25 protein-coding genes are annotated in these 26988 nt (G+C 70.6%); 13 read left to right on the top strand and 12 right to left on the bottom strand.

The features are described 5' to 3' along the window. The first annotated feature begins 150 nt into the window (after window positions 1-150). The 5 genes from grpE (at window position 151) to V5P93_RS36940 (ending at window position 5986) form a co-directional block, all read left to right on the top strand. Window positions 151-618: a nucleotide exchange factor GrpE gene (grpE, locus tag V5P93_RS36960; RefSeq protein WP_104479279.1), complete on the top strand. Its 468-nt coding sequence runs from the start codon at window positions 151-153 to the stop codon at window positions 616-618. Beyond that, window positions 615-2450, top strand: coding sequence for a dynamin family protein (locus V5P93_RS36955; RefSeq protein WP_104479278.1), 1836 nt, complete (start codon window positions 615-617; stop codon window positions 2448-2450). Before grpE ends, V5P93_RS36955 begins: the two co-directional genes overlap by 4 nt. A 95-nt stretch (window positions 2451-2545) precedes the next feature. Beyond that, window positions 2546-3337: a DUF6802 family protein gene (locus V5P93_RS36950; RefSeq protein WP_181043488.1), complete on the top strand. Its 792-nt coding sequence runs from the start codon at window positions 2546-2548 to the stop codon at window positions 3335-3337. Between the two features lie 433 nt (window positions 3338-3770). Continuing rightward, window positions 3771-5594 (top strand): phosphoenolpyruvate carboxykinase (GTP), encoded by a 1824-nt coding sequence (locus tag V5P93_RS36945; protein ID WP_104479277.1) that lies wholly within the window; start codon window positions 3771-3773, stop codon window positions 5592-5594. Window positions 5595-5770: 176 nt separating this feature from the next. Further along, entirely contained in the window at window positions 5771-5986 is a 216-nt protein-coding gene (locus V5P93_RS36940; protein WP_146108031.1) for a hypothetical protein, read from the top strand. A gap of 146 nt (window positions 5987-6132) precedes the next feature. On the opposite strand, the gene rph is transcribed toward V5P93_RS36940, so the two are convergent. Continuing rightward, the gene (gene rph / locus V5P93_RS36935) at window positions 6133-8718 is read right to left on the bottom strand and encodes a rifamycin-inactivating phosphotransferase (RefSeq protein ID WP_104479275.1); all 2586 of its coding nucleotides are present in this window, start codon (window positions 8716-8718) and stop codon (window positions 6133-6135) included. Between the two features lie 283 nt (window positions 8719-9001). Here rph and V5P93_RS36930 point away from each other — a divergent pair, with 283 nt between their 5' ends. Both V5P93_RS36930 and mctP read left to right on the top strand, forming a co-directional pair. Then, on the top strand, window positions 9002-9274 hold the full coding sequence (locus tag V5P93_RS36930; protein ID WP_104479274.1) for a DUF3311 domain-containing protein: 273 nt from the start codon (window positions 9002-9004) through the stop codon (window positions 9272-9274). Then, entirely contained in the window at window positions 9271-10905 is a 1635-nt protein-coding gene (gene mctP, locus V5P93_RS36925; protein ID WP_104479273.1) for a monocarboxylate uptake permease MctP, read from the top strand. The genes V5P93_RS36930 and mctP overlap by 4 nt, the downstream gene beginning before the upstream one ends. A gap of 75 nt (window positions 10906-10980) precedes the next feature. Here the strand turns inward: mctP and V5P93_RS36920 are convergent, their stop codons facing one another. The 4 genes from V5P93_RS36920 to V5P93_RS36905 all read right to left on the bottom strand — a co-directional run bounded on the left by V5P93_RS36920 (window position 10981) and on the right by V5P93_RS36905 (window position 14980). After that, window positions 10981-11304, bottom strand: coding sequence for a hypothetical protein (locus tag V5P93_RS36920; RefSeq protein ID WP_146108030.1), 324 nt, complete (start codon window positions 11302-11304; stop codon window positions 10981-10983). Window positions 11305-11945: 641 nt separating this feature from the next. Then, a complete protein-coding gene (locus V5P93_RS36915; RefSeq protein WP_181043487.1) occupies window positions 11946-12089 on the bottom strand; it encodes a hypothetical protein in 144 nt (47 codons plus the stop codon). 278 nt (window positions 12090-12367) lie between these two features. Continuing rightward, window positions 12368-13561 (bottom strand): ATP-binding protein, encoded by a 1194-nt coding sequence (locus V5P93_RS36910; protein ID WP_104479271.1) that lies wholly within the window; start codon window positions 13559-13561, stop codon window positions 12368-12370. Window positions 13562-13708: 147 nt separating this feature from the next. Beyond that, window positions 13709-14980 (bottom strand): acetyl-CoA C-acetyltransferase, encoded by a 1272-nt coding sequence (locus tag V5P93_RS36905; RefSeq protein WP_104479270.1) that lies wholly within the window; start codon window positions 14978-14980, stop codon window positions 13709-13711. A gap of 75 nt (window positions 14981-15055) precedes the next feature. On the opposite strand from V5P93_RS36905, the gene V5P93_RS36900 reads away from it, so the two are divergent. Genes V5P93_RS36900 through V5P93_RS36890 form a run of 3 tightly spaced genes read left to right on the top strand, consistent with a single transcriptional unit; the run spans window position 15056 to window position 17719 of the window. Next, entirely contained in the window at window positions 15056-16372 is a 1317-nt protein-coding gene (locus V5P93_RS36900; protein WP_104479269.1) for a 3-oxoacyl-ACP reductase, read from the top strand. Beyond that, a complete protein-coding gene (locus V5P93_RS36895; protein WP_104479268.1) occupies window positions 16372-17193 on the top strand; it encodes a MaoC/PaaZ C-terminal domain-containing protein in 822 nt (273 codons plus the stop codon). Before V5P93_RS36900 ends, V5P93_RS36895 begins: the two co-directional genes overlap by 1 nt. Before the next feature lie 10 nt (window positions 17194-17203). Further along, complete coding sequence (locus V5P93_RS36890; protein ID WP_104479267.1) at window positions 17204-17719, top strand: DinB family protein; 516 nt, start codon at window positions 17204-17206, stop codon at window positions 17717-17719. A gap of 66 nt (window positions 17720-17785) precedes the next feature. Here V5P93_RS36890 and V5P93_RS36885 read toward each other — a convergent pair whose 3' ends face one another. Further along, window positions 17786-18442: a TetR/AcrR family transcriptional regulator gene (locus V5P93_RS36885; RefSeq protein ID WP_104479266.1), complete on the bottom strand. Its 657-nt coding sequence runs from the start codon at window positions 18440-18442 to the stop codon at window positions 17786-17788. A gap of 82 nt (window positions 18443-18524) precedes the next feature. Between V5P93_RS36885 and V5P93_RS36880 the strand changes: the two genes are divergently transcribed. After that, a complete protein-coding gene (locus V5P93_RS36880; protein WP_104479265.1) occupies window positions 18525-19145 on the top strand; it encodes an SCP2 sterol-binding domain-containing protein in 621 nt (206 codons plus the stop codon). Between the two features lie 111 nt (window positions 19146-19256). Next, on the top strand, window positions 19257-19898 hold the full coding sequence (locus tag V5P93_RS36875; RefSeq protein ID WP_146108029.1) for a hypothetical protein: 642 nt from the start codon (window positions 19257-19259) through the stop codon (window positions 19896-19898). On the opposite strand, the gene V5P93_RS36870 is transcribed toward V5P93_RS36875, so the two are convergent. The 5 genes from V5P93_RS36870 to pdhA form a co-directional block, all read right to left on the bottom strand. Next, window positions 19887-20219 carry a hypothetical protein gene (locus tag V5P93_RS36870; RefSeq protein WP_146108028.1) on the bottom strand — a complete coding sequence of 111 codons (333 nt, stop codon included), beginning with the start codon at window positions 20217-20219 and terminating at the stop codon, window positions 19887-19889. The genes V5P93_RS36875 and V5P93_RS36870 overlap by 12 nt on opposite strands. Then, entirely contained in the window at window positions 20216-20434 is a 219-nt protein-coding gene (locus tag V5P93_RS36865) for a hypothetical protein (protein ID WP_374065134.1), read from the bottom strand. Before V5P93_RS36865 ends, V5P93_RS36870 begins: the two co-directional genes overlap by 4 nt. 391 nt (window positions 20435-20825) lie before the next feature. Continuing rightward, window positions 20826-22265, bottom strand: coding sequence for a dihydrolipoamide acetyltransferase family protein (locus tag V5P93_RS36860; protein ID WP_104479262.1), 1440 nt, complete (start codon window positions 22263-22265; stop codon window positions 20826-20828). Between the two features lie 3 nt (window positions 22266-22268). Continuing rightward, window positions 22269-23294 (bottom strand): alpha-ketoacid dehydrogenase subunit beta, encoded by a 1026-nt coding sequence (locus tag V5P93_RS36855; RefSeq protein ID WP_104479261.1) that lies wholly within the window; start codon window positions 23292-23294, stop codon window positions 22269-22271. Next, on the bottom strand, window positions 23294-24499 hold the full coding sequence (pdhA, locus tag V5P93_RS36850) for a pyruvate dehydrogenase (acetyl-transferring) E1 component subunit alpha (protein ID WP_104479260.1): 1206 nt from the start codon (window positions 24497-24499) through the stop codon (window positions 23294-23296). The genes V5P93_RS36855 and pdhA overlap by 1 nt, the downstream gene beginning before the upstream one ends. 447 nt (window positions 24500-24946) lie before the next feature. On the opposite strand from pdhA, the gene V5P93_RS36845 reads away from it, so the two are divergent. Further along, window positions 24947-26359 (top strand): M20/M25/M40 family metallo-hydrolase, encoded by a 1413-nt coding sequence (locus V5P93_RS36845; RefSeq protein ID WP_374065133.1) that lies wholly within the window; start codon window positions 24947-24949, stop codon window positions 26357-26359. On the opposite strand, the gene V5P93_RS36840 is transcribed toward V5P93_RS36845, so the two are convergent. Further along, window positions 26350-26988: an endonuclease V gene (locus V5P93_RS36840; protein ID WP_104479447.1), complete on the bottom strand. Its 639-nt coding sequence runs from the start codon at window positions 26986-26988 to the stop codon at window positions 26350-26352. The genes V5P93_RS36845 and V5P93_RS36840 overlap by 10 nt on opposite strands.

Raw genomic sequence — 26988 nt, 5'->3', positions numbered from 1 at the left:
CGATTTTCCGGTGGAATGTTTCCCACCGGGGCCCGCCGCCCGAGCGCCCCGCGTGTGTCGCAGGTGGACAGGGTCGGCTGAACGGGCCGACCAGGCACCTCGGGCGCTATACGATTCGGCGGCACATGGGGCGCGGACAGGGTGAGGCTGATGGCTTCCTGGTTCAGGGGACAGCACAAGGACGAGCACGGCGCGGACGAGCCCACCGAGGTGGTGGAACCCGTGACCCCGCCGCGCGTCGCTGAAGAGGTGGGGTTGGTGGACGAGTTCCCGGAGGAGGCCGTGGCGGTCGGTGTCGCGCCCGAGGTCCACGACCAGGCGGTGCAGGAGCGGCGGTCGATGGTCGCGTTATGCCTCTACGCGCACGACCGGGCGCGCAGTTCCGGCGTGGCCGAGCGGATCGAGGAGGGGCTGGCCGCCGTCGGCGTGGTCGCGCTGCGGCCGGACGGCGAACGGTTCGACCCGGCCTTCCACGAGGCGGGCGGCACGGTCGGCACCGACGACGCCGCGCTCGACGGCACGGTCGCCGAGACCGAGGTGGTCGGGTTCAGCGACCGGGGTGTGCTGCTGCGGCCACCGATCGTCACCGTCTACACCAGCAAGGCGGTCACCCCGTGACCCAGGCCAAGCCGCCGCTGCCGCTGCCCAAGCAGGTCGCGCAGACCCGGGAGCAGTTGCTCACCCTGCTGCGCGAGGCCGCTCCGGAGTCGGCCGAGTGGGTCGAGCAGCAGCGCGCGCGGCGCCGCAAGACGCCGTCGGTCGTGGTGGTCGGTGAGACCAACCGGGGGAAGAGTTCGCTGGTCAACGCCATGATCGACACGCCCGGACTGTCCCCTGTGGACGCCGACGTGGCGACGGCGACCTACCTGGTCTTCGGGCACGCCGAGGAGTGGGAGGCCCGTGCGTGCTACCCGGGCCAGCTCGCCCCGGTGCCCGTCGAGCTGGGCAAGCTGATCAACTGGGTGTCCGCCGCGCACGAGCTGCCCGACGGCGAGCTGCCGCCGCGCTTCGTCGAGGTCGACGGCCCGGTGCCGCTGCTGGAGAAGCTGACCATCGTCGACACCCCCGGCGTCGGCGGGCTCGACTCGATGCACGGCGAGCTGGCCATCGAGGCCGCCGCCACGGCCACGGCGCTGCTGTTCGTCGTCGACGCCTCCGCCCCCTTCACCCTCGGCGAGCTGAACTTCCTCGCCGGGGTGGGCGAGCGGGTGGAGACCGTGGTCTTCGTGCTGTCCAAAGTGGATGCCTACCGCGGCTGGCGCCAGGTGATGGAGGCCAACGAGGCGTTGCTGGCCGAGCACGCCCCGCGCTTCAAGGGTGCGACCTTCCACCCGGTGTCCTCGCGCATGTACGAGATGTCGGGCAAGGCGCCCAACCCCGAGGCCGCCGAGATGCTGCGCGCGCGCTCCGGCGTGCCCGAGCTCCTCGAGGCCCTGCAGACGCTGCTGGTCGGCCGCTCGGCGATGCTCGGCGAGGCCAACACCCTGCGCGCGCTCTCGTCCGCGCTCGGCGAGCTGAAGGTCAACCTGGACAACCAGCGCCGCGCGCTGACCATCGGCGAGGCCGAGGCGGAGGCGCTGCGCGCCCGCAAGGACGAGCTGACCGCGGAGCGCCGCTCCTCCACCCGCGGCTGGCAGGTCAAGCTGCGCAGCGAGATCCAGCGCGCCCGGCTGGAGAACGCGCACGAGGTCAGCCGCGAGATGCGCGACCTGCAGTCCTGGTTCCGCCAGGCCATCGACGCCGCCGACCGCGACAAGCTGCGCGAGCTGCCCGGCCAGGTCGACGCCGCGATGCAGGTGGTCAGCACCCGGGTGAGCCTCTCGGCGGGCAACCGGCTCAACCAGGTGGCCGACTCCGTCCTCAGTGAACTGTTCAGCGCGGACGAGCTGGAGGTCATCCGGGCCCAGTTCGCCCGCACCGGACCGTCCCAGGTGGTCGTGCGCGCGGCGGAGAAGCGGCTGCCGACCGCCGAGGACAAGCTGCTGGTGTTCATGGGCATCTCCGGCGGCATCGGCGCGGGCAAGATGGCCACCATCCCGCTCGCGGGCGCCATCGCCGCCCCGGTGCTGCTGGTCCCGACGATCATCATCGGGCTCGGCGCGGGCTGGTGGATCGCCCGCACCCGCAAGCACACCGCGGACAAGCAGCACATGAAGCTGTGGCTCAACGAGTCCATCGCCGACTCGCGCTCCACTTTGGACCAGTTGGTGTCCGAGCAGCTGATCGACGCCGAGTCCCAGCTCTCGCTCGCGCTCGACGAGGCGCTGGGCAAGCGGATCGCGAGCATCGAGGAGCAGTTGCGCGAGGTGGACAAGGCGATGCGGCTCGACGTCAGCGAGCGGCAGAAGCGCGTGACGGTGGTGAACAAGCGGCTCACCGACGTGGTCGCGGGCCGCGATCGGGCGGAGAAGCTCCTTGCCGCCATTCGCACAGTTCGCGACAAGAAGTAACACCGTAACGCCGGGAACCAAGTCGGCGAAGCGTCAGTCATAAGACCCAACAAGCCAGTGAAAATCCCGCAAGGGAAGGAAATGAGGGGGCACCCGTGTACGTTGACGAGACCGGCGCCGACACCACCACCGACGACACCTCCGTCGACGAGACGGGGCACGACGAGCTGACCGTCGAGATCGGTGGCGACACCTACGAGGTCACCGAGAACTACGACTACGACGGCGACGGCCACAACGACACCGTGGTGGTCCAGACCGAGGACGGCTTCGCCGCGTTCACCGACACCGACGGCGACGGCCAGGCCGACACCGCGGTGACCCTGGACGAGCAGGGCAACGTCACCGGCGCCGCCGAGTACGACGAGGCGAGCAGCCAGTGGACCGCCGCCGACCCGAACTCGGTCGAGAACCCCTCCGGTGACGGCGCGGACAACGGCGGTGGCCACTCCGGCCACACCGGTTCCACCGACACCGCCGACGGCCCCGACTCGACCCCGGTCGACCACAACGACGGCGGCGGCAACCAGATCACCGTCGACAACCAGGGCGGCGACATCAACGCGGGCGAGGCCCAGTACGACGTCGACGGCGACGGCAAGAACGACACCGCCGTGGTCACCGACGAGCAGGGCAACACCTACGCGTTCACCGACGTCGACGGTGACGGCTCGGCCGACCAGGCCGTGGTCGTCGAGGCCGACGGCGACGTGACCGTGGCCCAGCACACCGGCGACGACGAGTGGACCGCGGTCGAGACCGGCCACATCAACGCCGACGGCACCTACGAGTCCGACAGCACCGCGGACGGGGCCGCCCCCACCGCCGCCGGTTCGGACGCGTCGGCTTCGGACGCCTCGGGCTCCGACGCCTCGTGGCAGGGCTGATCCCCGCCGAACTCCCACTGCGGCGGGCGCATTGTCAATCACAGTGCTCACCCGTGCACGCTGAGTGAGACGAGAAAAGATCCCGGTACGCCGTGCGCGTACCGGGATCTTTCTCGTTCGGCGGTCAGGCGAAGGGAAACCGTGGTGAGATTCACTCCTGGTCACGACTGTCCGGTCTTCGGACACCGGATCGGTGGAACATCAGCCCCGCAAGTGGGTACTGAATCGATCCCCTTATCGTTCTTGTGAGAGAACCGACAGGCAAGGTGTCGGTTACCTCGCCGTCAACTGGCTAACCTAATCGCAATCCATCACGGCACACACCCGCTCGACAGGGCGGGGGTTGAGCCATTCGGTTAGGACGCCGCCGTCCCCGGTCAGGTCAGCGGTGTCCTGATTGGCATTTCGGCGTTCAGTCAGGAGACGAGGCGAGATGACGGCAGTGACAATCCCTGGCGTTGACCAGGCACCGACGACGCACCACCGGCTCCTGGCGTGGGTGCGCGAGGTGGCCGAGCTCACTTCTCCGGATCAGGTGGTCTGGGTGGACGGCTCGGAAGACGAGTGGACCCGTCTGACCGACAAGCTCGTGGACGCGGGCACGTTCACGCGACTCGACAAGAAGCCGAACTCGTTCTACGCGGCCTCCGACCCCAACGACGTCGCCCGGGTCGAGGAGCGCACCTTCATCTGCTCGGTCGACGAGGCCGACGCCGGTCCCACCAACAACTGGATGGAACCGGCCGAGATGAAGGCCATCATGACGGAGCTGTACCGCGGGTGCATGCGCGGTCGCACCATGTACGTGATCCCGTTCTGCATGGGCCCGCTCGACGCCGAGAAACCCATGCTGGGCGTGGAGATCACCGACTCCGAGTACGTCGTGGTCTCGATGAAGATCATGACCCGGATGGGCACCAAGGCGCTCGACCGCTTCGTCGACGCCGACGGCACCGAGCGCGACTTCGTGCCCGCGCTGCACTCGATCGGCGCGCCGCTGGCCGAGGGCCAGGCGGACGTGGCGTGGCCGTGCAACGACACCAAGTACATCGTGCACTTCCCGGAGGAGCGGCTCATCTGGAGCTTCGGCTCCGGCTACGGCGGCAACGCGCTGCTGGGCAAGAAGTGCTACTCGCTGCGCATCGCCTCGGTCATCGGCCGGGACGAGGGCTGGCTCGCCGAGCACATGCTGATCCTCAAGCTGACCTCGCCCGAGGACAAGGTCTACTACGTCGCGGCGGCCTTCCCGAGCGCCTGCGGCAAGACCAACCTCGCCATGCTGGAGCCGACCATCCCGGGCTGGAAGGTCGAGACCATCGGCGACGACATCGCCTGGATGCGCTTCGGCGAGGACGGCCGCCTCTACGCGGTCAACCCGGAGAACGGCTTCTTCGGCGTCGCCCCCGGCACCGACTACCACACCAACCCGAACGCGATGCGCACCATCGCCAAGGGCAACTCGCTGTTCACCAACGTCGCGCTGACCGACGACGGCGACATCTGGTGGGAGGGCATGGGCGAGGCGCCCGCGCACCTCACCGGGTGGAAGGGCGGCGACTGGACCCCCGACTCCACGGAGAAGGCGGCCCACCCGAACTCGCGCTACTGCACCCCGATCGACCAGTGCGACACCAAGGCGCCCGAGTGGGACGACCCCCAGGGCGTGCCGATCTCGGCGATCTTCTTCGGCGGCCGCCGGGCCACCACGATCCCGCTGGTGACCGAGTCCCGCGACTGGCAGCACGGCACCTTCATGGGTGCCACGCTCTCCAGCGAGACCACCGCCGCAGCGGTCGGCGCGGTCGGCGTCGTCCGCCGCGACCCGATGGCCATGCTGCCGTTCATCGGCTACAACGCCGGTGACTACTTCAACCACTGGATCGAGACCGGCAAGCGCGCCGACGCGACCAAGCTGCCGAAGATCTTCTACGTCAACTGGTTCCGCCGTGGCGACGACAAGCGCTTCCTGTGGCCCGGGTTCGGCGAGAACAGCCGCATCCTGAAGTGGGCCATCGAGCGGATCGAGGGCAAGGCCTCGGCCCGCGAGACGCCGATCGGCTGGGTGCCCACCGCCGACGAGCTCGACCTCGACGGTGTGGACGGTGACCGCGCCGACATCGACGCCGCGCTGGAGTTCTCGGCGGAGGAGTGGCGCGCGGAGCTGCCGCTGATCGAGGAGTGGTTCGACAAGATCGGCGACAAGCTGCCCACTCCGCTGCGTGACGAGCTGGAGGCGCTGCGCCAGCGCCTGGGCTAAGCGATTCCCACAAGAGGGCCACCGTCGCCGACTGGCAACGGTGGCCTTCTTGCGTGTTGGGCCTTCTTGCCGCGAGAGTCTCCCCCGGTCTGGGAGAGTGGCCCACATCGGACAGGGCACATCGGACGGACCGGTGTTCTCGGGCAGGTCCCCGTGGGGACGAGGGGGTGGTCGGGGTGCGGCAGTGGCGGTGGCAGCGGTCCGGCTACGACGAGCGGGTGCACGCCTTCGCGGCGGACGAGCGGCCCGCGAGCTTCGTGGAGGCCGTGTGCTCGCACACGGTCCCGTTCGCGCGGTTGGCGCGCACGCACGCGGGTACCCGGTGCCTGAAATGCCTGTTGATCGTGGGGGACGACCTGGTCGCCCGGGTGGCCCCGCCGACCCCGTCCTGACCCCGTGTGGATCGACCTGGGGATGAACGGGTCGGTCGCGGTGCCCAGGTCAACGTACCTTTTTGCCTCACCAGTCACAGGCGCCCCAGGGTTGTCCACAGGCTGTGGACAAGGTTGTGCACAGCCTGTGGACCCGGGGGTGGTGGTCAGGCGGGCGAGAGGATCTCCAGGTACCCGTCGGTACCGTTCAGGCGGATCCGCTGGCCGTCCTGGACCAGCCGCGTCGCCTGCGCGACGCCGACCACGGCGGGCAGGCCGTACTCCCGGGCGATCACCGCGCCGTGCGTCATGGCGCCGCCGACCTCCGTCACCAGGCCGGCGACCGCCACGAACAGCGGCGACCAGCTCGGGTCCGTGTAGGCCGTGATCAGGATGTCGCCCGGTTCGAGGTCGGCCCGCGCCAAGTCCAGGACCACCCGGGCCCGACCTTCGACGACCCCGGCGGACACCGGCAGGCCGACCAGCGCGCCGGTCGGCAGGTCGTCGCGCCGGTAGGTCCCGTTGACGGTCTCGCCGTCCGACGTGAGCACCCGGGGCGGGGTGAGCGACTCGTACGACCGGAACGCCTCCTTGCGGCGGCGGATGAGGTCCCGGTCGACCTCGCTCGTGCGCACGACCTCCTGGAGTTCGTCGAACCGCAGGTAGAAGACGTCGTCCCGCTCGGCGAGCACGCCGGTCCGCACCAGGCGCGCGGCCTCCGCGAGCAGGGCCTGCTTGTACGCGGCGTAGCGGCTGACCATGCCGTACTTCGGGTACTCCCGGTACCCGGTGAACGTCCGGACCCGGTCGATCATCCGCTGGGTCTCGTCGGCCTTGGCCGCGCCGTCCGGCAGGGCCCGCAGGCGCGCCAGCACGTCCTGCTCCTTCTGCCGGGCCTCCCGCAACCCCTGTTCGAAGCGGCGCGCACCGGCGCCGTGCTCGAAGTTCCTGATGTTGGTGAGGAGCATGGGCAGCAGCGTGGTGGGCTGTTCGGCCCACCGCGGCCGGGTGATGTCGATCTCGCCGACGCAGCGCACCCCGTACTTGTCGAGGTAGGCCAGGATGGCGTCGCGCGCTTGCGCACCGCCGGGGAGTCCGGGCAGCTCGTCGAGGAAACCGTCCTCCGCGTCGTGCAGGTGGGCGACGACCTCCGGGTGCGGGCGGATCACGTCCGCGACGTCGAGCAGTGCCAGCCCCATCTCCGCCGTGACGTTGTGCGGCACGGACTGGGTGAGCGCGTCGGCCGCGTTCCCCTCCCCCAGCCACTCGCCCAACCGCTCGTTGAGCCACCACGTCGCCTGCATCCCCGCCATGATCACCTCGTGGCTGCGCGGGTCGAACAGGAGCCGGCGCAGCTCCTGGAGGTCGGCCAGGATGAAGTCGAGCAGCGCGGTCCCGGACTTCGCCCGGATGTCCCGCCTGAGCACCGCGACGGAAGCCGCGTTCTGCTCGATCAGCTCGGTGACCACGGCCGGGTCGGTCTCGATCGTGGCGGGTGCGGCACCGGGGATCGGGAAACCGTGGCCCTCCCGCTCCGGCGGGATGAAGCCGTCGCGGTCGAGGAGGGCGCCCAGCGCGTCCGGGATCAACGGGTCCGACTTCCCCGCGATGTCGAAGAAGGCCGCCCTGGTCGCGGGGGAGGCCAGGATCCGGGTGACGTCGACGAAGAGCCGCCCGCCCGCCTCGGCCATGGGGCGGGGCGTGGTCAGCTGCCAGAACGAGAGCCCCAGGGGCTTTATCGCGTCGGTCATCATCTGCTGGTGGCCGACGGACACGTAGACGTGGTTGTCCTCGTCGTCGGTCTCCGGGACGGGGAACAGCGTGGTGATCGCCCGGCTCTGCACGACCCGGAAGCCGTCGTCGACCAGGCACCACTCGATGTCCTGGGGGTGACCGAAGTGCGCCTCGATCCGCCTGCCGAGCCGGACCAGTTCGACGACCTGCGCGTCCGTCAGCGCGGGCGCCGCCCGCCGCGCGGGGTCGACGGCCTCTTCCCACGTGCCGCCGGTGGGCACCGGGTGGATGGCCACTTCCTTGGTACCGAACGCTTTCGCGATGACCTCGTCGTCCCGCACCTGGTAGCTGTCCGCGTTCACCAGGCCGGAGACCAGGGCCTCGCCGAGGCCGAAGGTCGCCTCAACGGCGGCGACCTTCCGGTTCGAGGTGACCGGGTCGGCGGTGAACAGGACACCCGCCGAGACCGGGAAGAGCATCTCCTGCACGACAACGGCCATGCCGACCTTGCGGTGGTCGAAACCGTTGCGCAGCCGGTAGGTCACGGCCCGCTCGGTGAACAGCGAGGCCCAGCACCGGCTGACGTGCCGGAGGACCTCCGCCTGTCCCACGACGTTCAGGTAGCTGTCCTGCTGGCCCGCGAAGGACGCCGTCGGCAGGTCCTCCGCCGTCGCGCTCGACCGGACCGCGTGGGCCGCCCGCTCGTCGAGCGCGCCGGTGATCGCGGCCGCCAAGTCGTCCGGGATGGCGGTTTCCTCGATGGCCCGGCGGATCTCCGCGCTGCGCGCGCGGATCGCCCCCCGGTCGTTCGCGTCCACACTGGACAGTCGGTCCAGCAGGCCGTCGATGGTCGGCGCCTCCGCCGTGATCCGGCGGAAGGCGTCCGTGGTCACGCAGAACCCGGCGGGTACGCGGGCACCCTCGACCCGCGTGAGTTCGCCCAGGTTCGCACCCTTGCCGCCGACGACCGCCACCTGCGTCCGGTCGATCTCCTGGAGACCGAGAACGTAGTTGCGCATGCGCTTGTCTCCCCCATTCGCTGACACCGGCCGGAGATTCTGCGGCACGATCGAGCCTTGCCACAAGGCCCCCTGTGTGCTATATCCTGAAAGGGGAGGGGGTTGGTGTCCACTCCCGACGCGGCCCGTGACCCCTTCGGGCGGTTCGCCGCCGCGCGATCGGGCAGTCCGGTCGGCCAACAAATCGCCAAATGACTTTGACCCCGGTGAACGGGTGACTTCGCCTTTCCTTCGCTCTAGTGTTTCGCGGCAACACTCCCGTCACGGAGAGCGAGGCACCGCGATGGCACAACCCGCTCGAACATCCGGAATCCGCTGGAGCCCGTGGAACCTGCTGCTGCTGGTCCCGCTGGTGCTGCTGGTCACGCCGATCTTCAACCGCGCCGGACCGGCGCTGTTCGGCCTACCGTTCTTCTACTGGTTCCAGCTCGCGGGCGTCGCGCTCGGCGTGCTGGCCACGGTCACCGTCTACCTCAAAACGCGGGACAAGCCGACCAACCCGGCGACCGGGCCCGAACCGGACGTGGACAGCCTGGACGAGGGGGCGGCCCGATGAGGTGGACCGAACTGGTCATCTTCCTGCTGCTGTTCGGCGTGGTGACGGTGCTGGGCTTCTTCGCCGCGCGGTGGAAAGCGGGCAGCACGCTCGACCACCTCGACGAGTGGGGCCTGGGCGGGCGCAAGTTCGGCTCGTGGATCACCTGGTTCCTGATCGGCGGCGACGTCTACACCGCGTACACCTTCGTCGCCGTGCCCGCGCTGATGTTCAGCGCCGGTGCCGCCGGGTTCTTCGCGCTGCCGTACACGGTGATCCTGTACCCGCTGATCTTCATGCCGCTGCTGCGGATCTGGTCGGTGTCGCGGGCCCGCGGCTACGTGACCCCTGCCGACTTCGTGCGCGGCCGCTACGGCTCGTCGGTGCTGGCGCTGCTCGTCGCGATCACCGGGATCATGGCGACGATGCCCTACATCGCGCTGCAGCTCGTCGGGCTGGAGGCGGTGCTGCGCACGTTGGGGCTCAACGGGTCCGGTGCGCTGGGGCACCTGCCGCTGCTGATCGCCTTCGTGGTGCTGGCGCTCTACACCTACCAGTCCGGGCTGCGCGCGCCCGCGCTGATCGCCTTCGTCAAGGACATCCTGGTCTACCTGGTGATCATCGTCGCGGTGGTCTACCTGCCGATCAAGCTGGGCGGCTGGTCGGAGATCTTCGGCGCGGCCGACGCCAAGTTCAAGGCCACGCCGGCGCCGGGCGACGGGCTGCTGCTCAACGGCAACAACCAGCTCCAGTACGCCACCCTGGCGCTGGGGTCGGCGCTGGCGCTGTTCCTCTACCCGCACTCGCTCACCGGGGTGCTGGCCTCGCGCGGCCGGACCGTGATCAAGCGGAACATGTCCGCGCTGCCCGCGTACTCGCTGCTGCTGGGCCTGCTCGCGCTGCTCGGTTTCGTGGCCATCGCGGCGGGGACCAAGCCGCTGGTCAACCACGCCACCGGCAACCCGGACACGAACACGATCATCCCGAACCTGTTCGCCGAGCAGTTCCCGTCCTGGTTCGCCGGGATCGCCTTCGCCGCCATCGGCATCGGCGCCCTGGTGCCCGCGGCGATCATGTCGATCGCGGCGGCGAACCTGTGGACCCGCAACATCTACAAGGAGTTCCTGCGCAAGCGGGCGACGCCGCGGGAGGAGGCGCGGCAGGCGAAGCTGGCCTCGCTGGTCGTCAAGTTCGGTGCGGTCGCGTTCGTGCTGTTCATCGACCCGCAGTTCTCCATCGACCTGCAGCTGATCGGCGGCGTGATGATCCTGCAGACGCTGCCCGCGGTCGCCATCGCGCTCTACACCCGCTGGTTCCACGTGTGGGGCCTGGTCGCGGGCTGGGTCGCGGGCATGGGCTGGGGGATGGTGATGCTCTACGGCATCCCGAGCGCCGATGGGAAGCGCGCGCACTTCGGCACGTCCGCGCTGAAGCTGGGTGAGCTGAACCTGTTCGGGTGGCACCCGTTCGGCGGGTCGACGCTGCAGATCTACGTCGGATTCGTTGCGCTGGTGGCAAACCTGGTCGTCGCCGTCGCGGTCAGCGCGGTGGCCCGGCGGATGCGGGTGTTCAACGGCCTGGACGAGACCAGGCCGGAGGACTACCACGTCGACGAGGGGCACGCGGACCTGAAACCGGTGGCGGCGCACTAGTCGGGACGTGGCGAGGGGCGGGGTCCTGGTGAGGACCCCGCCCCTCGCGGTCCGCGGGCGGAGACTCCGCGGGAATCAGGTGCGCCGGGCACCCGCGATGCCGACGAGCAGCAGCGCGGTCACCGCGGCGGGGTACGGTCCGGCCAACCACGCGATCAGGGCCAGGCCCACGACCACGCTCGCGACCAGCAGCAGGGCCAGGCGCAGCGTCGGCGCCCACGAACCGAGCCAGCGCTCGGCGATCACCAGGGTGCGTTCGCGCGCGGTGAGCCTGGGTGCCGGGCGGTCGGTGGCGACCGGCGGGTCGGCCGGAACGCGCCGCTGCTGTTGTTCCGGCTCTTCGAAGGTCAGGTGCAGGGTGCGGCGGTGTTCCGTGCGCACGGACTCCGTTCCTGTCACGGCCAAAGTGTCGAGCTCCTCGTGTACCGCTGGGTAGTGCGGGGGGATTCCTAGCGCCGCGGAGCGCGCCACTCGCGACTACTGATCAGTTTCCTCCTCGCGTGTTGCCAGGTAGGTAACTACTGGGTAGTAGACGATAAGCGGAACGTGTTCGTCGGTGAGCGGCACCCCTGTGACCCCCCTCACCTAACGGGTGACTCTATGACCCACCGCTACGACGGATGGCCTACGACGACCACCATCGATCGGCTGTAGAACTGAACGGGTGGAGTAGTGGCGGCCCGTTCGGTCCAGTCCGCCGGTCCGACCGCCGCCCGCCGGTGTGACGCAGGGCGCGCGTGTCCGAGCTGTCCGTTTCAGTCGATTGGCGCAGTCCGCGCGAGGTGGCCGGGCGCGGTGCGCGGCGACCCGGTGAACGGGTGGACGGGTGGACGGCCGCGCTGAACCGGGTGGTCGCCGTTCGTCGCGCTCCGGTGACCACCGGTCGCCCGGGGCGGGTCCGGGCATGAAGAAACCCCGTAGTGCTGCCAGGTCGGGGGTCCGCCAGCACTACGGGGTCAACCGGAACATCGTGCGTCGTCCCGGTGGTGTTACACGGATCCGAAATGTGCCCTGCATCACGTCGCGGATCCGGTCTCGAGTCAGCGCCAGACGTTCTGCGCCTGGGCGAGGGAGATGAGTTCGTGGCGCATCGCGGGCGTGGCGGCCTGGTCGATGGCGCGGTTGACCGCCTTGCGAGTGCGGGCCTCGGCGCGGCGGGCACGGATCCTGGCGGTGACGTTCATGGTCCTGCTTCCCCTCTTGGTCTTGCTGCACCGTCCTGGCTGGGCGGGCATGACTCAAGTATGCGCCTCTGACCTGGAGAATGCACGCGTTTGTCCGGTGAACTGGCGCACATGCCGATGAATCGTCGGCAGTGACCGGGACCTCACCGGATGCTGTCCGGTTGGGTGTGATCGGCCGAACAGGGCACAACGGGCAAGCGGACAGGGTCGGAAGCACTATGCCGGGCTAGCGGTATCTACAGATTTCGCTAGAGAGGTCTATCGGGCCCGAGAACGGCCTACTCGTCCATACCCAGCAGATATCGGCCGAAGTGCGGCACGGTGAAGGCGATCCGGCCGCGCTCCGCGGCGTAGACCAGGCCCTTCTTGATCAGGCTGTCCCGCGCGGGCGAGAGCGACGACGGCTTGCGGCCCAGGTGGGCGGCGACGTCCGCGGTGGCCGCGCCCTCGTCCTTGCCCGCGGTCAGCTCGGCCATGGCCCGCAGGTACTCCCGCTCGGCTGGCGTCGCCCGCTCGTACCGCGACCCGAAGAACCCCACCGCCAGCTCCGCCTCGGCCTCGGGCGCGGCGACCGCGACGTCCTCGACCGTGATCGGGTCCGCGGCCGCCGCGTCCCAGGCGGCCTTGCCGAAGGCCTGGATGAAGTACGGGTACCCGCCGGACCGCTCGAACAGCGCGTCGAGGGCTTCCCGGGTGATCCCGGCCTGCTCGCGGTCGACCGGGACGAGGACGGCCTGGTCGGCGTCCTCCCGGTCGAGGCGGTCGATGCGCACGTAGCGGAAGAGCCGCTCGGAGTACGACTTGCTCGCCGACAGCAGCGCGGGCAGGTGCGGCAGCCCGGCCCCCACGACGACCAGGGGCGCGCCGGACTGGGACAGCTCGTGGCACGCGGCGCACAGCGCGGAGATGTCGTCGGCGCCGATGTCCTGCATCTCGTCGATCAGCACGGCCACCCCGGTGCCGACGTCCTGGGCCAGCTCGGCGACGTCGGTGAACAGTTCGACCAGGTCGATCTCGATGTCCCCGGAGTCGGCCCGCCCCTGGGTCGCGGGCACGTCGATGCCCGGCTGCCACCGGTCCCGCAGCTTGGCCCCGTCGGGGTTCGCCTTGAGCGCGAAGGCCTTCAAGGTCCCCAGCACCTGCTCGACCCGCTCGGGTGCCCGGTGTCGCACGGCCAGGTCCCGGATCGCCCGGTGCAGGGCGGCGGAGAGCGGCCGCCGCAGGTCCGACTCCGGCCGCGCCTCGATCTTCCCGGCGCCCCACCCCCGCCGGACCGCCATCGACCGCAGCTCACCCAGCAGGACCGTCTTGCCGACACCCCGCAGCCCGGTCAGCACGAGGCTCCGCTCCGGTCGTCCCCGGGCCACCCGCTCCAGGACGACCTCGAACGCCCGAAGCTCCTTCTCCCGCCCCGCCAACTCGGGCGGGCGCTGCCCCGCTCCGGGCGCGAACGGATTCCGCACGGGGTCCACGATCGGACCGTATCCCCCTCTCTAGCCCATCCCCCATATTTCCCCAGGCGTGTTCCGCCCCGGCCGTTCACACCGGGACCCGGTCGATCGCGAGTCGACAGGCTTCTACGGCTCTCTAGTTGAGAGAGTATAGATAGATAGACCGCGCTACTTCTCCAAGATCGCCGTCACCCCTTGGCCGCCCGCGGCGCAGATCGAGATCAGGCCCCGGCCGGAGCCGCGTTCGTGCAGGAGCTTGGCCAGGGTCGCGACGATCCGGCCGCCGGTCGCGGCGAAGGGGTGGCCCGCGGCGAGGGAGGAGCCGTTGACGTTGAGGCGGCGGCGGTCGATGGGGCCGAGGGGTTCGGGCAGGCCAAGGCGGTCCTTCGCGAAGTCGGCGTCTTCCCAGGCGGCCAGGGTGGCGAGGACCTGGGACGCGAAGGCCTCGTGGATCTCGTAGAAGTCGAAGTCCGACAACGTCAGGCCCGCGCGGCTCAACATCCGGGGGACGGCGTAGGCCGGGGCCATGAGCAGGCCCTCCTCGCCCTGCACGTAGTCCACCGCCGCCGTCTCGGTGAAGGTCAGGTAGGCCAGCACCGGCAGCCGTCGGGACGCGGCCCATTCCTCGGTCGACAGCAGCACCGCCGACGCGCCGTCGGAGAGCGGGGTGGAGTTGCCCGCCGTCATGGTGTCGCCGAAGGCGGGCTTCAGCTTGGCCAGCTTGTCGGCGGTCGAGTCGGGGCGGAGGTTCTGGTCGCGGGTCAGGCCCTGGAACGAGGTGACCAGGTCGTCGAAGAAGCCGCGGTCGTAGGCAGCCGCGAGCTTCTGGTGGCTCGCCGCCGCCAGCTCGTCCTGGGCTTCGCGGGAGATCCCCCAGCGCTGGGCGGTGATCGCCGCGTGTTCGCCCATGGACAGGCCCGTGCGCGGTTCGGCGTTGCGCGGGATCTCGGGGACGATGTGGCCCGGTCGCAACTTCGCCAGCAAACCCAGCCGAGCGCCGAGCGTCCGGGCACCGTTGAGCCGGATCAGGATCCGTCGGAGGTCGTCGTTCACCTGCAGGGGCGCGTCGCTGGTCGTGTCGACGCCGCCCGCGATGCCTGCGTCGAGCTGGCCGAGGGCGATCTTGTTCGCCACCTGGACGATGGCCTGCAACCCCGTGCCGCACGCCTGCTGCACGTCGTAGGCGGGCGTCTCCGCCGATAGCTCGCTGCCCAGCACGCACTCGCGCGCGAGGTTGAAGTCCCGGCTGTGCTTGAGGACCGCCCCGGCCGCGACCTCGCCGAGCCGCCTGCCGCTGAGCCCGAACCTGGCGACGAGGCCGTTGAGCGCGGCGGTGAACATGTCCTGGTTGGACGCGTTCGCGTACGGGCCGCCCGACCGGGCGAACGGGATGCGGTTCCCGCCGATGACCGCCACTCGGCGCACGTGACTGGGTGCCATGCCAACCTCCCGGGGTGTGCGGTGGCAGTCTAACCTACTCTCCAGTAAGTTAGATGCGGGTGGAAGGGGACGCGGATGACCGACCGGTACCAGCGGTTCACCAACTCCGGCTTCGGGCGGCAGCTGGTCAAGCGCCTCGGCCTGCCGAACCCGACCCCGCTGCGCCGCCACCGGCCCGGTGACCCGCTGCTCGACGGCCCCGCGCTGCTCGGCGCCGCGCCCGGCGGCAGGCTCGCCGACCAGCTCGCGCGCGTCCTCAAGACCGCGGGCGTCGACACCGGCGGCGGGGACACCAACGCCGCCCTGGTCTTCGACGCGACCGGCATCGACGTCCCCGAAGACCTCCGCGCGCTCTACGACTTCTTCCACCCCGTTCTGCGCGGCCTCGGTCGCTGCGGTCGCGTGGTCATCTTCGGCACCCCGCCCGAGGGGGCCACCGGCCGCGTCGCCCAGCGCGCGCTCGAAGGGTTCGTCCGCTCGCTCGGCAAGGAGCTGGTCCGCGGTTCGACGGCCCACCTCGTGCTGGTCGAGCCAGGTGCCGAGGACCGGGTCGAGTCGACCGTCCGCTTCCTGCTCTCCGGCAAGTCGGCCTACGTCGACGCCCAGGTCATCCGGGTCGGCGGCGGCCCCGCGACCGCGCCGGACGACTGGGACCGGCCGCTCGCGGGCAAGGTCGCCCTGGTCACCGGCGCGTCCCGGGGCATCGGCGCGGCCATCGCCGACGTGCTCGCCCGCGACGGCGCGCACGTGGTCGCCCTCGACGTCCCGGCGCAGGGCGCCGACCTCGCCGCGGTGGCCAACCGGGTCGGCGGGTCGACGCTGCAACTCGACATCACCGCCGCCGACGCGCCCACCCGGCTCGTCGACCACCTCCGCACCCGCCACGACGGCGTCGACATCGTCGTGCACAACGCCGGGATCACGCGGGACAAGAAGCTGGTCAACATGAAGGAATCCGCGTGGGACGCCGTGATCGCGGTGAACCTCGCCAGCCAACTACGCGTCAACGACGCCCTCTTGGCCGAAAACGCCATCCGCGACGGTGGACGAATCGTTGGTGTGTCGTCGATCGCGGGTATCGCGGGCAATACCGGTCAGACGAACTACGGCACCAGCAAGGCAGGTGTCATCGGCATGGTCGAGGCCTACGCGCCACTCCTCGCCGAGCGCGGTGGGACGGTCAACGCGGTCGCGCCGGGGTTCATCGAGACGAAAATGACCGCTGCGGTGCCATTTTTTGTGCGCGAGGCCGGTCGTCGGATGAACAGCCTGGCGCAGGGCGGTCTACCGGTGGACGTCGCGGAAACCATTGCGTGGTACGCCAACCCGGCATCGAGCGGTGTCAACGGCAACATTGTGCGGGTGTGCGGTCAGAGCCTGTTGGGGGCGTGATGAGCGGGTTAGCGCCGTTGTTCGTGAAGGCCGCTCTTATGGGATTCACCAAGAAGGGCGGTGAGTTACCGGACAGGTCATACGAGCTGCACCGCGTGCGCGTCGACCCCGAACACCTCGCCGACTACGCGCGCGTCTGCTGCTTCCGGCTGAGCGACGAACTCCCCGCCACGTACCCGCACGTGCTCGGATTCCCCTTGCAGGTCAAGCTGATGACCGACCGCGACTTCCCGTTCCCGCTGATCGGTTCGGTGCACATCGCCAACCGCATCACCCAACACCGCCCCGTGCGCGTCGACGAACCACTGGACTTGCGGGTGCGCGTGGCGAACCTGCGCGCACACCCCAGGGGCAGCCAGTTCGACGTCATCACCGAGGTGTTCGTGCGAGGCGAGGCTGTCTGGAACGACACCAGCACCTACCTGCGCCGATCGCCCGGCGGCGGGTCGAGCGGTCCAAGCGGCGAAACCCCTCCCGAACCGACCGCGACCTGGCACGTCCCCGGCGACACCGGCCGCCGGTACGCGGAAGTCTCCGGCGACCGCAACCCGATCCACCTGCACCGCCTCACCGCCCGCCTCTTCGGTTTCCGCCGCGCCATCGCCCACGGCATGTGGACCAAAGCCCGCTGCCTGGCCGCCTTCGAGGGCCGACTCGCCCACACCTTCACCGTCGACGTGCGGTTCAAACTCCCCCTGTTCCTCCCCAACCGCGTCGGCTTCCACACCGACGGCACGGAGTTCACCGTGCACGGCCTCCGCGGCGGCAAGCCGCACCTGACGGGCACGATCACCGCTGCGGGCGCCCCGGACCACGCCTAGGGCCGAGACCATGGACTGGGCACAGCACTTGGTCGACCAGCTCGAATGGCACTGGACCAACCAGTTCCTCCCCCGCCTGACCGGCCTCGACGACCACGAGTACCTGTGGGAACCGGTCCCCGACATGTGGTCGGTCCGCCCCTCGGGCTCGGGCTACGCCATCGACTGGGACCCCAACCCGCCCACCCCACCCCCGGTGACCACCATCGCCTGGCGCCTGGGCCACCTCGTCGGCGTCTTCGCCTACCGCGCCGCCAACCACTTCGACGGACCCCCGTTCGACCCGAACACCCACCCGTACTCGGGAACCGCCGAAGGCGCCCTGACCCAACTGGACGAGGCCTACACGCACTGGATCACCGGTGTCCGGGGCCTGGCCGAAGCGGACCTCGCCAAGCCCTGCGGCCCAGCCGAAGGCGCCCACGCCGAATATCCCTTGGCCACCTTGGTCCTGCACATCAACCGGGAAGCCATCCACCACGGCGCCGAAGTCGCGCTCCTCCGCGACCTCTACGCCCACCGCTAGTTCGGCCAGTTCGACTACGCGGGCGACCCGGAGCGCGTCGTGATCGAGCTCGGCGCGGGCCGGGGGCTACTCGGACGGTGTCCAGACCGAGCCGTCGACGAGGTCGCCGAGGCCCATCCAGACCAGGTTCATCAGCCAGGAGGCGACGACCTTCTCCGGGACGTCCGGGTGGTCCAGCCACCAATCGGCCAGGGATTCGCCCGCGCCGACCAGGGCGGCGGCCAGGGCCTCGGTGGACTTGCGGGCGGTCTCGTCCAGGCCGCGGCTGGTGGCCGAGCGGACCAGGAGGGCGTCGACGAGGGTGATGGCGCGGTTGCGCATGGCCAGCAGTTCGTCGCTGAAGGGGCCGCCCTGGGAGATGGCCTGGCGGTGCAGGACGCGCCAGCTCTCGCGCTGGGCGCCGACGAAGCGGAAGAACGCGCGCAGGCCGTGCCAGAGCTGCATGTCCGGTGGCAGTTCCGCGCGGACGCCGCCCGCGATGGCCTCCATCAGCAGGGTCGCCTCGCGGCGGATGCAGGCGGCGAAGAGGTCTTCCTTGTGCCCCAGGTAGGCGTAGATCATCGGCTTGGAGACGCCCGCGACGTCGGAGATCTCGTCCATCGACGCGTTGTGGTAGCCGTGCTGGGAGAACACCCGGACGGCGGCGTCGAGGATCTGGCGCTCGCGGACCTCCCGGGGCAGCCGCTTCGCGCGTGTCGGCCGACTCCGCTCGTCGACGCTCACGCCGGACCTCCGCTCGTTGACCCCTCTTGCCTACCGACCTACCCGCCCGTAGCCTACTCGGCGGTAGGTTCGGGAGGTGTGCATGACGGAATCCGATCGCCCGCCGGACACCGCCGACGATGCTATCGGCCACACACCCGGCCCGTGGCGGGATCCGGGTGCGCGCGTGAACCTCGACGCCTTCGCCGACGCGGTCGACCCGGCGCGGCTCACCCCGGACGAGTTCGTCCGCCTGGTGGAGGTCCTGGACACGCTGGGCCGGGCGCGCGCGGGCGTCGACCTGGCGACCATGCGCACCGACACCTTCCTCCGGTTCCTGCGCCGCACCACCCCCGCGCACCTCGACGCGCTGACCGCCCACCCCGCGCTGCGGCAGGTCGTGTTCACCGAGGTCTTCCGCCGCATGTCCGACCACCTGGACCCGACCCGGACCGCCACCCTGCGCGCCGTCATCCACTGGCGGTTCACCGGCGCCGTCGAGGACCGGTTCGAAACCGTCATCGACCACGGCACCTGCACCTCGGGGCGGTCCCCCACCGCCGACCCCCGCGTCACGATCACCCTCGCGCCGACCGACTTCCTCCGCGCGCTCACCGGCGAGGTCAACCTGCCCCTGCTGTTCCTCACCGGGAAGGTCAGGGTCAAGGGCGACCTGCCGTTCGCGGCGACGCTCATCGCGCACTTCGACCTCCCCGGCCGCTGACCCGCACTTTTCGGACAAAGCATGCCGAGTGGGGAGGATGTGCCGCCGCCCGCTCGCCTGATCGGGGCACGGCGGGTGACAGCCACCCGCCGGGTCTGCACCATGTGGCCTGTGGCGGTCTGCGGGAGCAGGAAGACACCGGACGGCACGCGCTGCCGTACTCCGGTGCGGCGGCGCGGTCAGCGCTGCCCCGAGCACGCGCTGCTCGGCAGGTTCTTCCGCAGGCGATCGGCGGCGGTCGTACCCGCGCAGCAGTCGAGGACCCGCCCCGTACCCATGCGCGCGGCGACCCGCACCGAAGGCGGCCGCATCGCCACACCGCACTGGCAGGCCGCGATCGCCACCCGCGCCCGCTTCGCCGTCGACGACGACACCTGGACCGCCCTGCTGTCCGCCGAACCGGCCGCGGCCTGCACGCGCTTCGCCCAACTGGCCCGCAGCCTGGCCAGCGCCGACGACCAGAGCCGAGAACTACTGGAACGCCTGCTGGACACGGCGGTCCCCGGCAACGCGGCGGTGGCCAGGACGGTCGCGGGCCAGATCACCCGCCGCCTCACCGAAGTCGGCGCGGGCACCCCGGACACCACCCACCTGATCACCACCCTCCGCGTCCTGGGCGTCCACGTCTGCGCCACCGCCCCCCGCGACCTCGCCGACTGCCGCTGCCTCCGAGACATGATCGACGAAGACGGCCTGACCGCCACCAAACGCGCCCTCCAAGACGGCCTCTCCATCCTCGCCTCAACCGGTTGACCTCAACCCGGGGTCGTCACTGCCCGCCTGTCGGACCAGGCGAAGCCTTCCGGCCGATGACGAAGACGGTGACCAGTGCGACCAGGTCCACCGAACCCAGGATCGTTCCGGCGACGTCGTGCCCGCTCTGGATGAGGTACGTGGCACCGGCCAGGAAAGCCAGGTGATCAGGAAGCCGAAGATCAAACCTGCCCACTGGAGGAAGTACTGCTGCCTGGTCTGCCAGTGCACGCGGTCGAGTTGATTCTCGACCAGTCTGCGGGTGTCGCCATCGCTGTCGGCGTAGGCCTGGATTTCGCCTGCCGCCTCGCTCTGCGTCATCGTGCCGCGGCCTTCCGTGATTCCTGGACGTGGTGCACGGCCTCGCCGATCTGAGCGCTCGCGAGTCGGAGCGCGGAGGACTCCCGCAGCGGCGCGGGGCGTTGCCCAAGTGGGCCGTACAGGTAGCCCAGCCCGCGGACCAACGCCGGTACTCGTCGTGACCAGGCTGCTTTGCTGCGGGCCCAAGTTCTTCGGGCCGCCTCGACGGCGTCCATGATGGCGAGGGTAAGGCCCAGCAAGGGAATGGCGAGCATCAGCGCGCCGCGGCCCAGAGCTGTGGACGGGCCTGACGGGCACGCGGTGAGGAACTGGGACAAGCAGCACAAGAAGACCACCTGAGCCACTCTGCGCCGCCGCACTCGCTCACCCCGCCGCACTCGTCCTGCAAGACACGTCCATGGATGAGTTGAACGGCGCGGCGAGGTCATTACGGCTTTCGGGGCCGCGTCCAGCTTGGAAGCAACTCGGCAGGGAGCGGGGACGTGAACCGGTTTTCGCGGTGGTGCCGCGTGCGTGCTCATCGCGAGTACCGGGTGGAACGGAACTCGGGCAGGGATGCGAAACGCCCGGCCGGGGTGTTCGGCCGGGCGTTCCTGGGTGTGGCTGCTAGTAGGTGATGGCGAAGGACGGGTCGGCGAGGAGGGTGCCGACTTCGGCCAGGAACTCCGAGCCCTGTTGGCCGTCGACCAGGCGGTGGTCGAAGCTGAGGGCCAGTTGGCAGACCTTGCGGATCTTGATTTCGCCGTCCACCACCCAGGGGGTGTCGCGGATGGCGCCGAAGGCCAGGATCGCCGACTCACCCGGGTTGATGATGGGGGTGCCGGTGTCGATGCCGAAGACGCCGATGTTGGTGATGGTGAAGGTGCCGTTGACCATGTCGGCGGGTGGGGTCTTGCCGTCGCGGGCGGTGGTGGTCAGGGTGTCCAGGGCGATGGCCAGGTCGCGCAGGGACAGGGTTTCGGCGTCGCGGACCTTGGGCACGATCAGGCCGCGCGGGGTGGCGGCCGCGATGCCGAGGTGCACGTAGTCCTTGAAGACGATCTCCTGGGCCGCTTCGTCCCAGGAGCTGTTGATCTCCGGGGTGCGTTGGGCGGCCAAGGTGACCGCCTTGGCGCAGAACGCCAGGGGGGTGAGGCGGACGCCGCGGAAGCGGGGGTGGTCCTTGAGCTTGGCGCGCAGCTCCATCATCGGGGTCACGTCGACCGTCAGGAACTCGGTGACGTGCGGCGCGGTGAAGGCGCTGCTGACCATGGCTTGCGCGGTGACCTTGCGGACGCCCTTGATCGGGACGCGGCGTTCCCGGGCGCCCGGTACCTGGACCGGGGCCGCTGCCGGGGTGGCTTCCGCGGTGCCTGCTGCGGCTCGTTCGACGTCGGCGCGGGTGATGACGCCCTGGTCGCCCGTGCCTGCCAACGCGCGCAGGTCGACGCCGAGGTCCTTGGCCAGCTTGCGGACCGGCGGTTTGGCCAGGGGCACGTACCCGCCCGGTGGGTCGAGCAGGGCCGCCGGGGAGTCCGGCACCGCCGAGCGCTGGGGCAGCGGCGTCCCGTTCGCCGGGGCCGTGGGCACCGGGACTGCGGGAGCCGGGACCGCGGGCACCGAGACCGCAGGCGCGGAGACCGCGGCGGCCGGGGCTGCGGCGGGAGCCGAAGCCGGGGCGCCGCCCTTGCGGGCGCGGCGCTTGGCCGTGACCGCCTTGGAGCCGTAGCCGACCAGCGGCTTCATCTCCTCCTCGGCGGGTGCCTCGACCGCGGCGGGCTTGGCGGCGGCCGGGGCCGGGGTCGGCGCGGCCGCGCCACCCGGATCGACGTCGATCGTCAGGATCGGCGTGCCGACGTCCACCGTCTGCCCCGGCTGGACGTGCAGCTCCGTGACCACACCCGCCCACGGGCAGGGCAGCTCCACGGCCGCCTTCGCCGTCTCGATCTCCACGATGATCTGGTTGACCGTGACCGCGTCGCCCGGCCGCACGTGCCAGCTCAGGATCTCGGCCTCGGTCAGCCCCTCCGCGGTGTCCGGCAGCGGGAAGCTCTTGTACTCAGGCATCGCTCACCACGCCAGGGATCGGTCGACGGCGTCCAGCACCCGGTCCAGGTCGGGGAGGAACTCCTCCTCCAACTTGGCGGGCGGGTACGGCGTGTCGAAGCCGGTCACCCGCAGCACCGGCGCTTCCAGCGAGTAGAAGCACTCCTGCTGCACCCGGGCGGCGATCTCCGAGGTCAGCGACGCCTCCGACGGCGCCTCGCTGACCACGACCAGCCGACCGGTGCGGCGCACCGACTCGAACACCGGCGCCAGGTCCAGCGGGGACAGCGCGCGCAGGTCGATGACCTCGAGCGAGTGCCCGTCCTCCTCGGCGGCGGTGGCCGCGTCCAGCGCGACCTTCACCGACGGCCCGTAGGCCACCAGCGTCGCGGTGCTGCCCTGGCGCACGACCCGGGACGCGAACAGCGGCTCCGGGGTGGCCTCGGTGTCGATCTCGGCCTTCATGAAGCCCGAGTGGTAGTAGCGCTTCGGTTCGAAGAACAGCACGGGGTCGTCGCACTGGATCGCCTGCTGGATCATCCAGTAGGCGTCGACCGCGTTGGAGCAGGCGACGACCTTCAGGCCCGCGGTGTGCGCGAAGTACGACTCCGGGGACTCCGAGTGGTGCTCGACCGCGCCGATGCCGCCGCCGAAGGGCACCCGGATGACCAGCGGCACCTTGACCCGGCCCTGGGTGCGCATGTGCAGCTTGGCGACCTGGGAGACGATCTGGTCGAAGCCGGGGAAGATGAACCCGTCGAACTGGATCTCGCACACCGGCCGGAACCCGCGCACGGCCAGGCCGACCGCGGTGCCGATGATGCCGGACTCGGCCAGCGGGGTGTCGAGCACGCGGTGCTCGCCGAAGTCCTTCTGCAGGCCGTCGGTGATTCGGAAGACGCCGCCGAGCTTGCCCACGTCCTCGCCCATGACGATGACCTTGGGGTCGGCCTCCATCGCGGTGCGCAGACCGAGGTTGAGCGCCTTGCCGAGGGTCAGGGACTGGACGGACGAGGCCGGGGTGGACTTGTTGATCACGGGCGCGGCCATCAGTGCTCACCTCCGGCGAAGTCGGCGTGGTAGGCCAGGAACGCGTCGCGCTGCGCGTCGAGGACCGGGCTGGCCTCGGCGTACACGTGGTCGAAGATCTGGCTCGTGGGGGGCTGGGGCATGCTGAAGCAGAAGTCCCGCAGGTCGGCCGCGAGTTCGTCGGCCTCGGCCTGGACCGAGTCGAAGAAGTCCTGGTCGGCGTGGCCGTGCCGGACGAGGTTGACCCGGACGCGCTCGATCGGGTCCTTGAGCTTCCACGCCTCCAACTCGTCGGAGTGCCGGTAGCGGGTGGGGTCGTCGGTGGTGGTGTGCGCGTCCATGCGGTACGTGAACGCCTCGATCAACACCGGGCCGTTGCCGTGCCTGCACTCGTCGAGCGCCCAGCGCGACACCGCGAGGCTGGCCAGCACGTCGTTGCCGTCGACCCGCACGCCGGGGAAGCCGTACCCGCGGGCGCGCTGGTAGAGCGGGAGCCGGGACTGGCGCTCGGTCGGCTCGGAGATGGCCCACTGGTTGTTCTGGCAGAAGAACACCAGCGGCGCGTCGTAGACCGCCGCCCACACGAAACCCTCGTGCACGTCGCCCTGGCTGGTGGCGCCGTCGCCGAAGAAGACCATGGTGGCCTCGCCGTCGGCGTCGCCCACCTTGCCCTCGAACCGCTGGCCCATCGCGTACCCGGCGGCGTTGAGCACCTGGTTGCCGATGACGATCGTGTACGGGTGGAAGCGCTTGGCGGTGGAGTCCCAGCTGCCGTGGTCGGTGCCGCGGAAGATGCCGAGGATGTCCTTGGGGCTGATGCCGCGGCACCAGGCCACGCCGTGCTCGCGGTAGCTGGGGAACACCATGTCGGTGTCGCGCAGCGCGCGCCCGGCGCCGACCTGCGCGGCCTCCTGGCCGAGCAGCGGCACCCAGATGCCCAGCTGCCCCTGCCGCTGCAGGGCGTTGCCCTCGCGGTCGGCGCGGCGGACCAGGACCATGTCGCGGTAGAGCGACCGCAGGTCGTCCGCGGTCACGTCGGCGACGTAGCGGTCGAACTCCGGGTTCTCGACCCGCTCGCCTTCCGGCGTCAGGAGCTGCACCAGCTCCGGGCCGCCCTCACTGGTCGCCCGCAATCCCGCGATCACCTGCTCTGACGTGGGCGCGGCGGCCGTGGCGGCGGGGCCTTCCCGGGGCTCCGGGTGCGTCCACTGTTCTGGGGACGACATGCGCGTTCTCCTCGTGTCTGTGCCGCGCAGCCGCTCGTGGCGACGGCATACGGCCGCGCCGCCGGTTTCCACCGCCGTTGGGTAGGGGCGCTGGCCACCGTCGGCGCTGACGGCGTTCTTCTCACATCCTGACACGGCGGAGCCTGCCGCAGTGCGCCCGCGGACGCCCAAAGTTGTCCACAGGGGGTGCTTGAGCAGGGAAAACGCTTGGACAACCGACGTTCGGTGATCAGAGCAGGGCGCAGTCGGGGCAGCTCAGCCGGCCCTTGTGGACACCGGCTCACCCCGACCGTGGTTCGCCAGTGACCTGTGTCACACCTTCGGGTGGTGCGCGACCGGGGGCGGGAACTGACCCGGTCGCGCACCGCCGCCAGGTTGCCGTGCGGCACCTGAGGATCCGCTGAGCGCGGTAGGTGGTGACCACTCGCGGGTGGGAGGATCGACGGCGTGGACAAGACCGTCGCTGCACAGACCGCCCGGCAGTTGTGGGAGGCAGAGATCCTGCCCAGCCTGTCGGATTTCATCGCCATCCCGGCCCTCTCCCCGCACTTCGACGCGAACTGGGCGGCCAACGGCCACCTCGACGCCGCGATCGAGCACCTGCGCGGCTGGATCGAGGGTCGTGGTGTCGAAGGCGCCCGCGTGGAGGTCGTCCGGTTGCCCGACCGGTCGCCGGTGCTGCTGGTGGACGTCCCGGCCACCGGCGCGGACAAGGGGACCGTGCTGCTCTACGGGCACCTCGACAAGCAGCCGCCGGTCGGCGGCTGGGGCGAGGGCCTCGGCCCGTGGCAGCCGGTCCTGCGCGACGGCAAGCTCTACGGCCGCGGCTCTGCGGACGACGGCTACGCCGGTTACGCCGCCACGGCCGCGATCGAGGCCGTCCGCGCGGCGGGCGGCGCGCACAGCCGCTGCGTCGTGCTGCTGGAGACCGGCGAGGAGTCCGGCAGCCCGGACCTGCCCGCGTACCTGGAGCACCTGTCCGACCAGCTGGGTCGCGTGTCGCTGGTGGTCTGCCTCGACTCCGGCGGCAACGACTACGAGCGCCTCTGGTTGACCACCTCGCTGCGCGGGCTCGCGTCGGTCGACCTGACGGTCCGCGTGCTGCGCTCCGGTCAGCACTCCGGCCTGGCCAGCGGCGTCGCGCCCAGCTCGTTCCGGGTGCTGCGCCACCTGCTCGACCGCGTCGAGGACTCGGCGACGGGCGAGATCCTGGTCAAGGAGTGCAACGTCGAGATCCCGGCCAACCGCGCCGCCGAGGCCGCGGTCGCGGTCGAGGCGGCCCCGGGCACGTACCGGTCGGCGTTCCCGATGCACGGCTCGACCCGCCCGATCGTGGATGACGAGGTCGAGCTGGTGCTGAACACCAGCTGGCGCCCGACGCTGTCGGTGATCGGCGCGGACGGCTTCCCGCCGCCGGTCGACGCGGGCAACGTCCTGCGCCCCTTCACCACCCTGACCCTGAGCTTCCGCCTCCCCCCGACGGCCGACTCCGCCGCCGCCCTGGCCGCGGTCCGCCACGCCCTGACCACCGACGTCCCCTACGACGCCACGGTCGAGATCACCCGCGTCGAGCACGCCGACGGCTGGAACGCCCCCGACCTGGCCCCCTGGCTGCGGTCGGCGCTGGACGAGCTGTCGGCGGAGATCTTCGGCAACCCCTGGAGCACGGTCGGCCTCGGCGGCTCGATCCCGTTCATGGGCCTGCTGGCCGAGCGCTACCCGGACGCGCAGTTCGTGATCACCGGAGCCCTCGGCGCGGACAGCAACGCCCACGTCCCGGACGAATGGCTTCACGTGAAACAAGCGGAACGCGTCACCGTGGCCGTCGCCCACCTGCTCGACGCCCACGCTCAGGCCTGACGCGACAGCCGATCGGCCAACCGCGTGGTCTCGGGCAGCCGGAACCGGGGCGCGAGCCGCAAGACCAACTCGGTGGCGGTGTCCAGGTCCACGCGGTGGCCGATCGATACGAAGACAGGCTTGACCCCGTCCTGGGTCCGCAGCGCTCGACCGACGACCTCACCCCGGTCGACCAGCGGCGTCCAGTCCCCGCGCTTGGGGCCGGGCGGGTCGAAGTCGCCGAGGGCGTTCTTGCCGACGCCCAGGGACGGGATGCCGGTGAGCACCCCGGCGTGACAGGCGAGCCCGAACCGACGCGGGTGGGCGAGTCCTTGACCGTCGCAGACCAGGACGTCCGGGGGCTGGGTGAGCTTGTCGAGGGCCTCTAGGAGCAAGGGAAGCTCGCGGAAGGCGAAGAGGCCGGGGATGTAAGGGAAGGACTCCGGCCCCTCGGCGGTGGATTGCTCCACGAGAGAGAGGGTGTCGAGGTCGATGGTGCAGACGGCGGCCTTCAGTTGGTCCCCGTAGTGCACATCAAGCCCGGCGGCCGTCCGAGGCACAAACCCGGGTGGCGGGTTCGGATCAACCAGCCCCCGCAACCGCTCCTGCTCCAGAACCGCCGCGGCCTCGGTCCGCGGCCACTCAGCCAT

The organism is Actinokineospora auranticolor (assembly GCF_041897805.1).
Lineage (GTDB): Bacteria > Actinomycetota > Actinomycetes > Mycobacteriales > Pseudonocardiaceae > Actinokineospora > Actinokineospora auranticolor.
Note: the sequence above shows the minus strand (reverse complement) of the source record. Positions and strands in the feature narration are given on the sequence as shown.

Excerpts from the sequence above, each read along its gene's own strand:
- grpE (WP_104479279.1), top strand. The coding sequence starts at position 151 with ATGGCTTCCTGGTTCAGGGGACAGCACAAGGACGAGCACGGCGCGGAC.
- V5P93_RS36945 (WP_104479277.1), top strand. The coding sequence starts at position 3,771 with ATGACGGCAGTGACAATCCCTGGCGTTGACCAGGCACCGACGACGCAC.
- rph (WP_104479275.1), bottom strand. The coding sequence starts at position 8,718 with ATGCGCAACTACGTTCTCGGTCTCCAGGAGATCGACCGGACGCAGGTG.
- V5P93_RS36930 (WP_104479274.1), top strand. The coding sequence starts at position 9,002 with ATGGCACAACCCGCTCGAACATCCGGAATCCGCTGGAGCCCGTGGAAC.
- mctP (WP_104479273.1), top strand. The coding sequence starts at position 9,271 with ATGAGGTGGACCGAACTGGTCATCTTCCTGCTGCTGTTCGGCGTGGTG.
- V5P93_RS36915 (WP_181043487.1), bottom strand. The coding sequence starts at position 12,089 with ATGAACGTCACCGCCAGGATCCGTGCCCGCCGCGCCGAGGCCCGCACT.
- V5P93_RS36905 (WP_104479270.1), bottom strand. The coding sequence starts at position 14,980 with ATGGCACCCAGTCACGTGCGCCGAGTGGCGGTCATCGGCGGGAACCGC.
- V5P93_RS36900 (WP_104479269.1), top strand. The coding sequence starts at position 15,056 with ATGACCGACCGGTACCAGCGGTTCACCAACTCCGGCTTCGGGCGGCAG.
- V5P93_RS36895 (WP_104479268.1), top strand. The coding sequence starts at position 16,372 with ATGAGCGGGTTAGCGCCGTTGTTCGTGAAGGCCGCTCTTATGGGATTC.
- V5P93_RS36890 (WP_104479267.1), top strand. The coding sequence starts at position 17,204 with ATGGACTGGGCACAGCACTTGGTCGACCAGCTCGAATGGCACTGGACC.
- V5P93_RS36880 (WP_104479265.1), top strand. The coding sequence starts at position 18,525 with ATGACGGAATCCGATCGCCCGCCGGACACCGCCGACGATGCTATCGGC.
- V5P93_RS36870 (WP_146108028.1), bottom strand. The coding sequence starts at position 20,219 with ATGACGCAGAGCGAGGCGGCAGGCGAAATCCAGGCCTACGCCGACAGC.
- V5P93_RS36865 (WP_374065134.1), bottom strand. The coding sequence starts at position 20,434 with ATGGACGCCGTCGAGGCGGCCCGAAGAACTTGGGCCCGCAGCAAAGCA.
- V5P93_RS36860 (WP_104479262.1), bottom strand. The coding sequence starts at position 22,265 with ATGCCTGAGTACAAGAGCTTCCCGCTGCCGGACACCGCGGAGGGGCTG.
- V5P93_RS36855 (WP_104479261.1), bottom strand. The coding sequence starts at position 23,294 with ATGGCCGCGCCCGTGATCAACAAGTCCACCCCGGCCTCGTCCGTCCAG.
- pdhA (WP_104479260.1), bottom strand. The coding sequence starts at position 24,499 with ATGTCGTCCCCAGAACAGTGGACGCACCCGGAGCCCCGGGAAGGCCCC.
- V5P93_RS36840 (WP_104479447.1), bottom strand. The coding sequence starts at position 26,988 with ATGGCTGAGTGGCCGCGGACCGAGGCCGCGGCGGTTCTGGAGCAGGAG.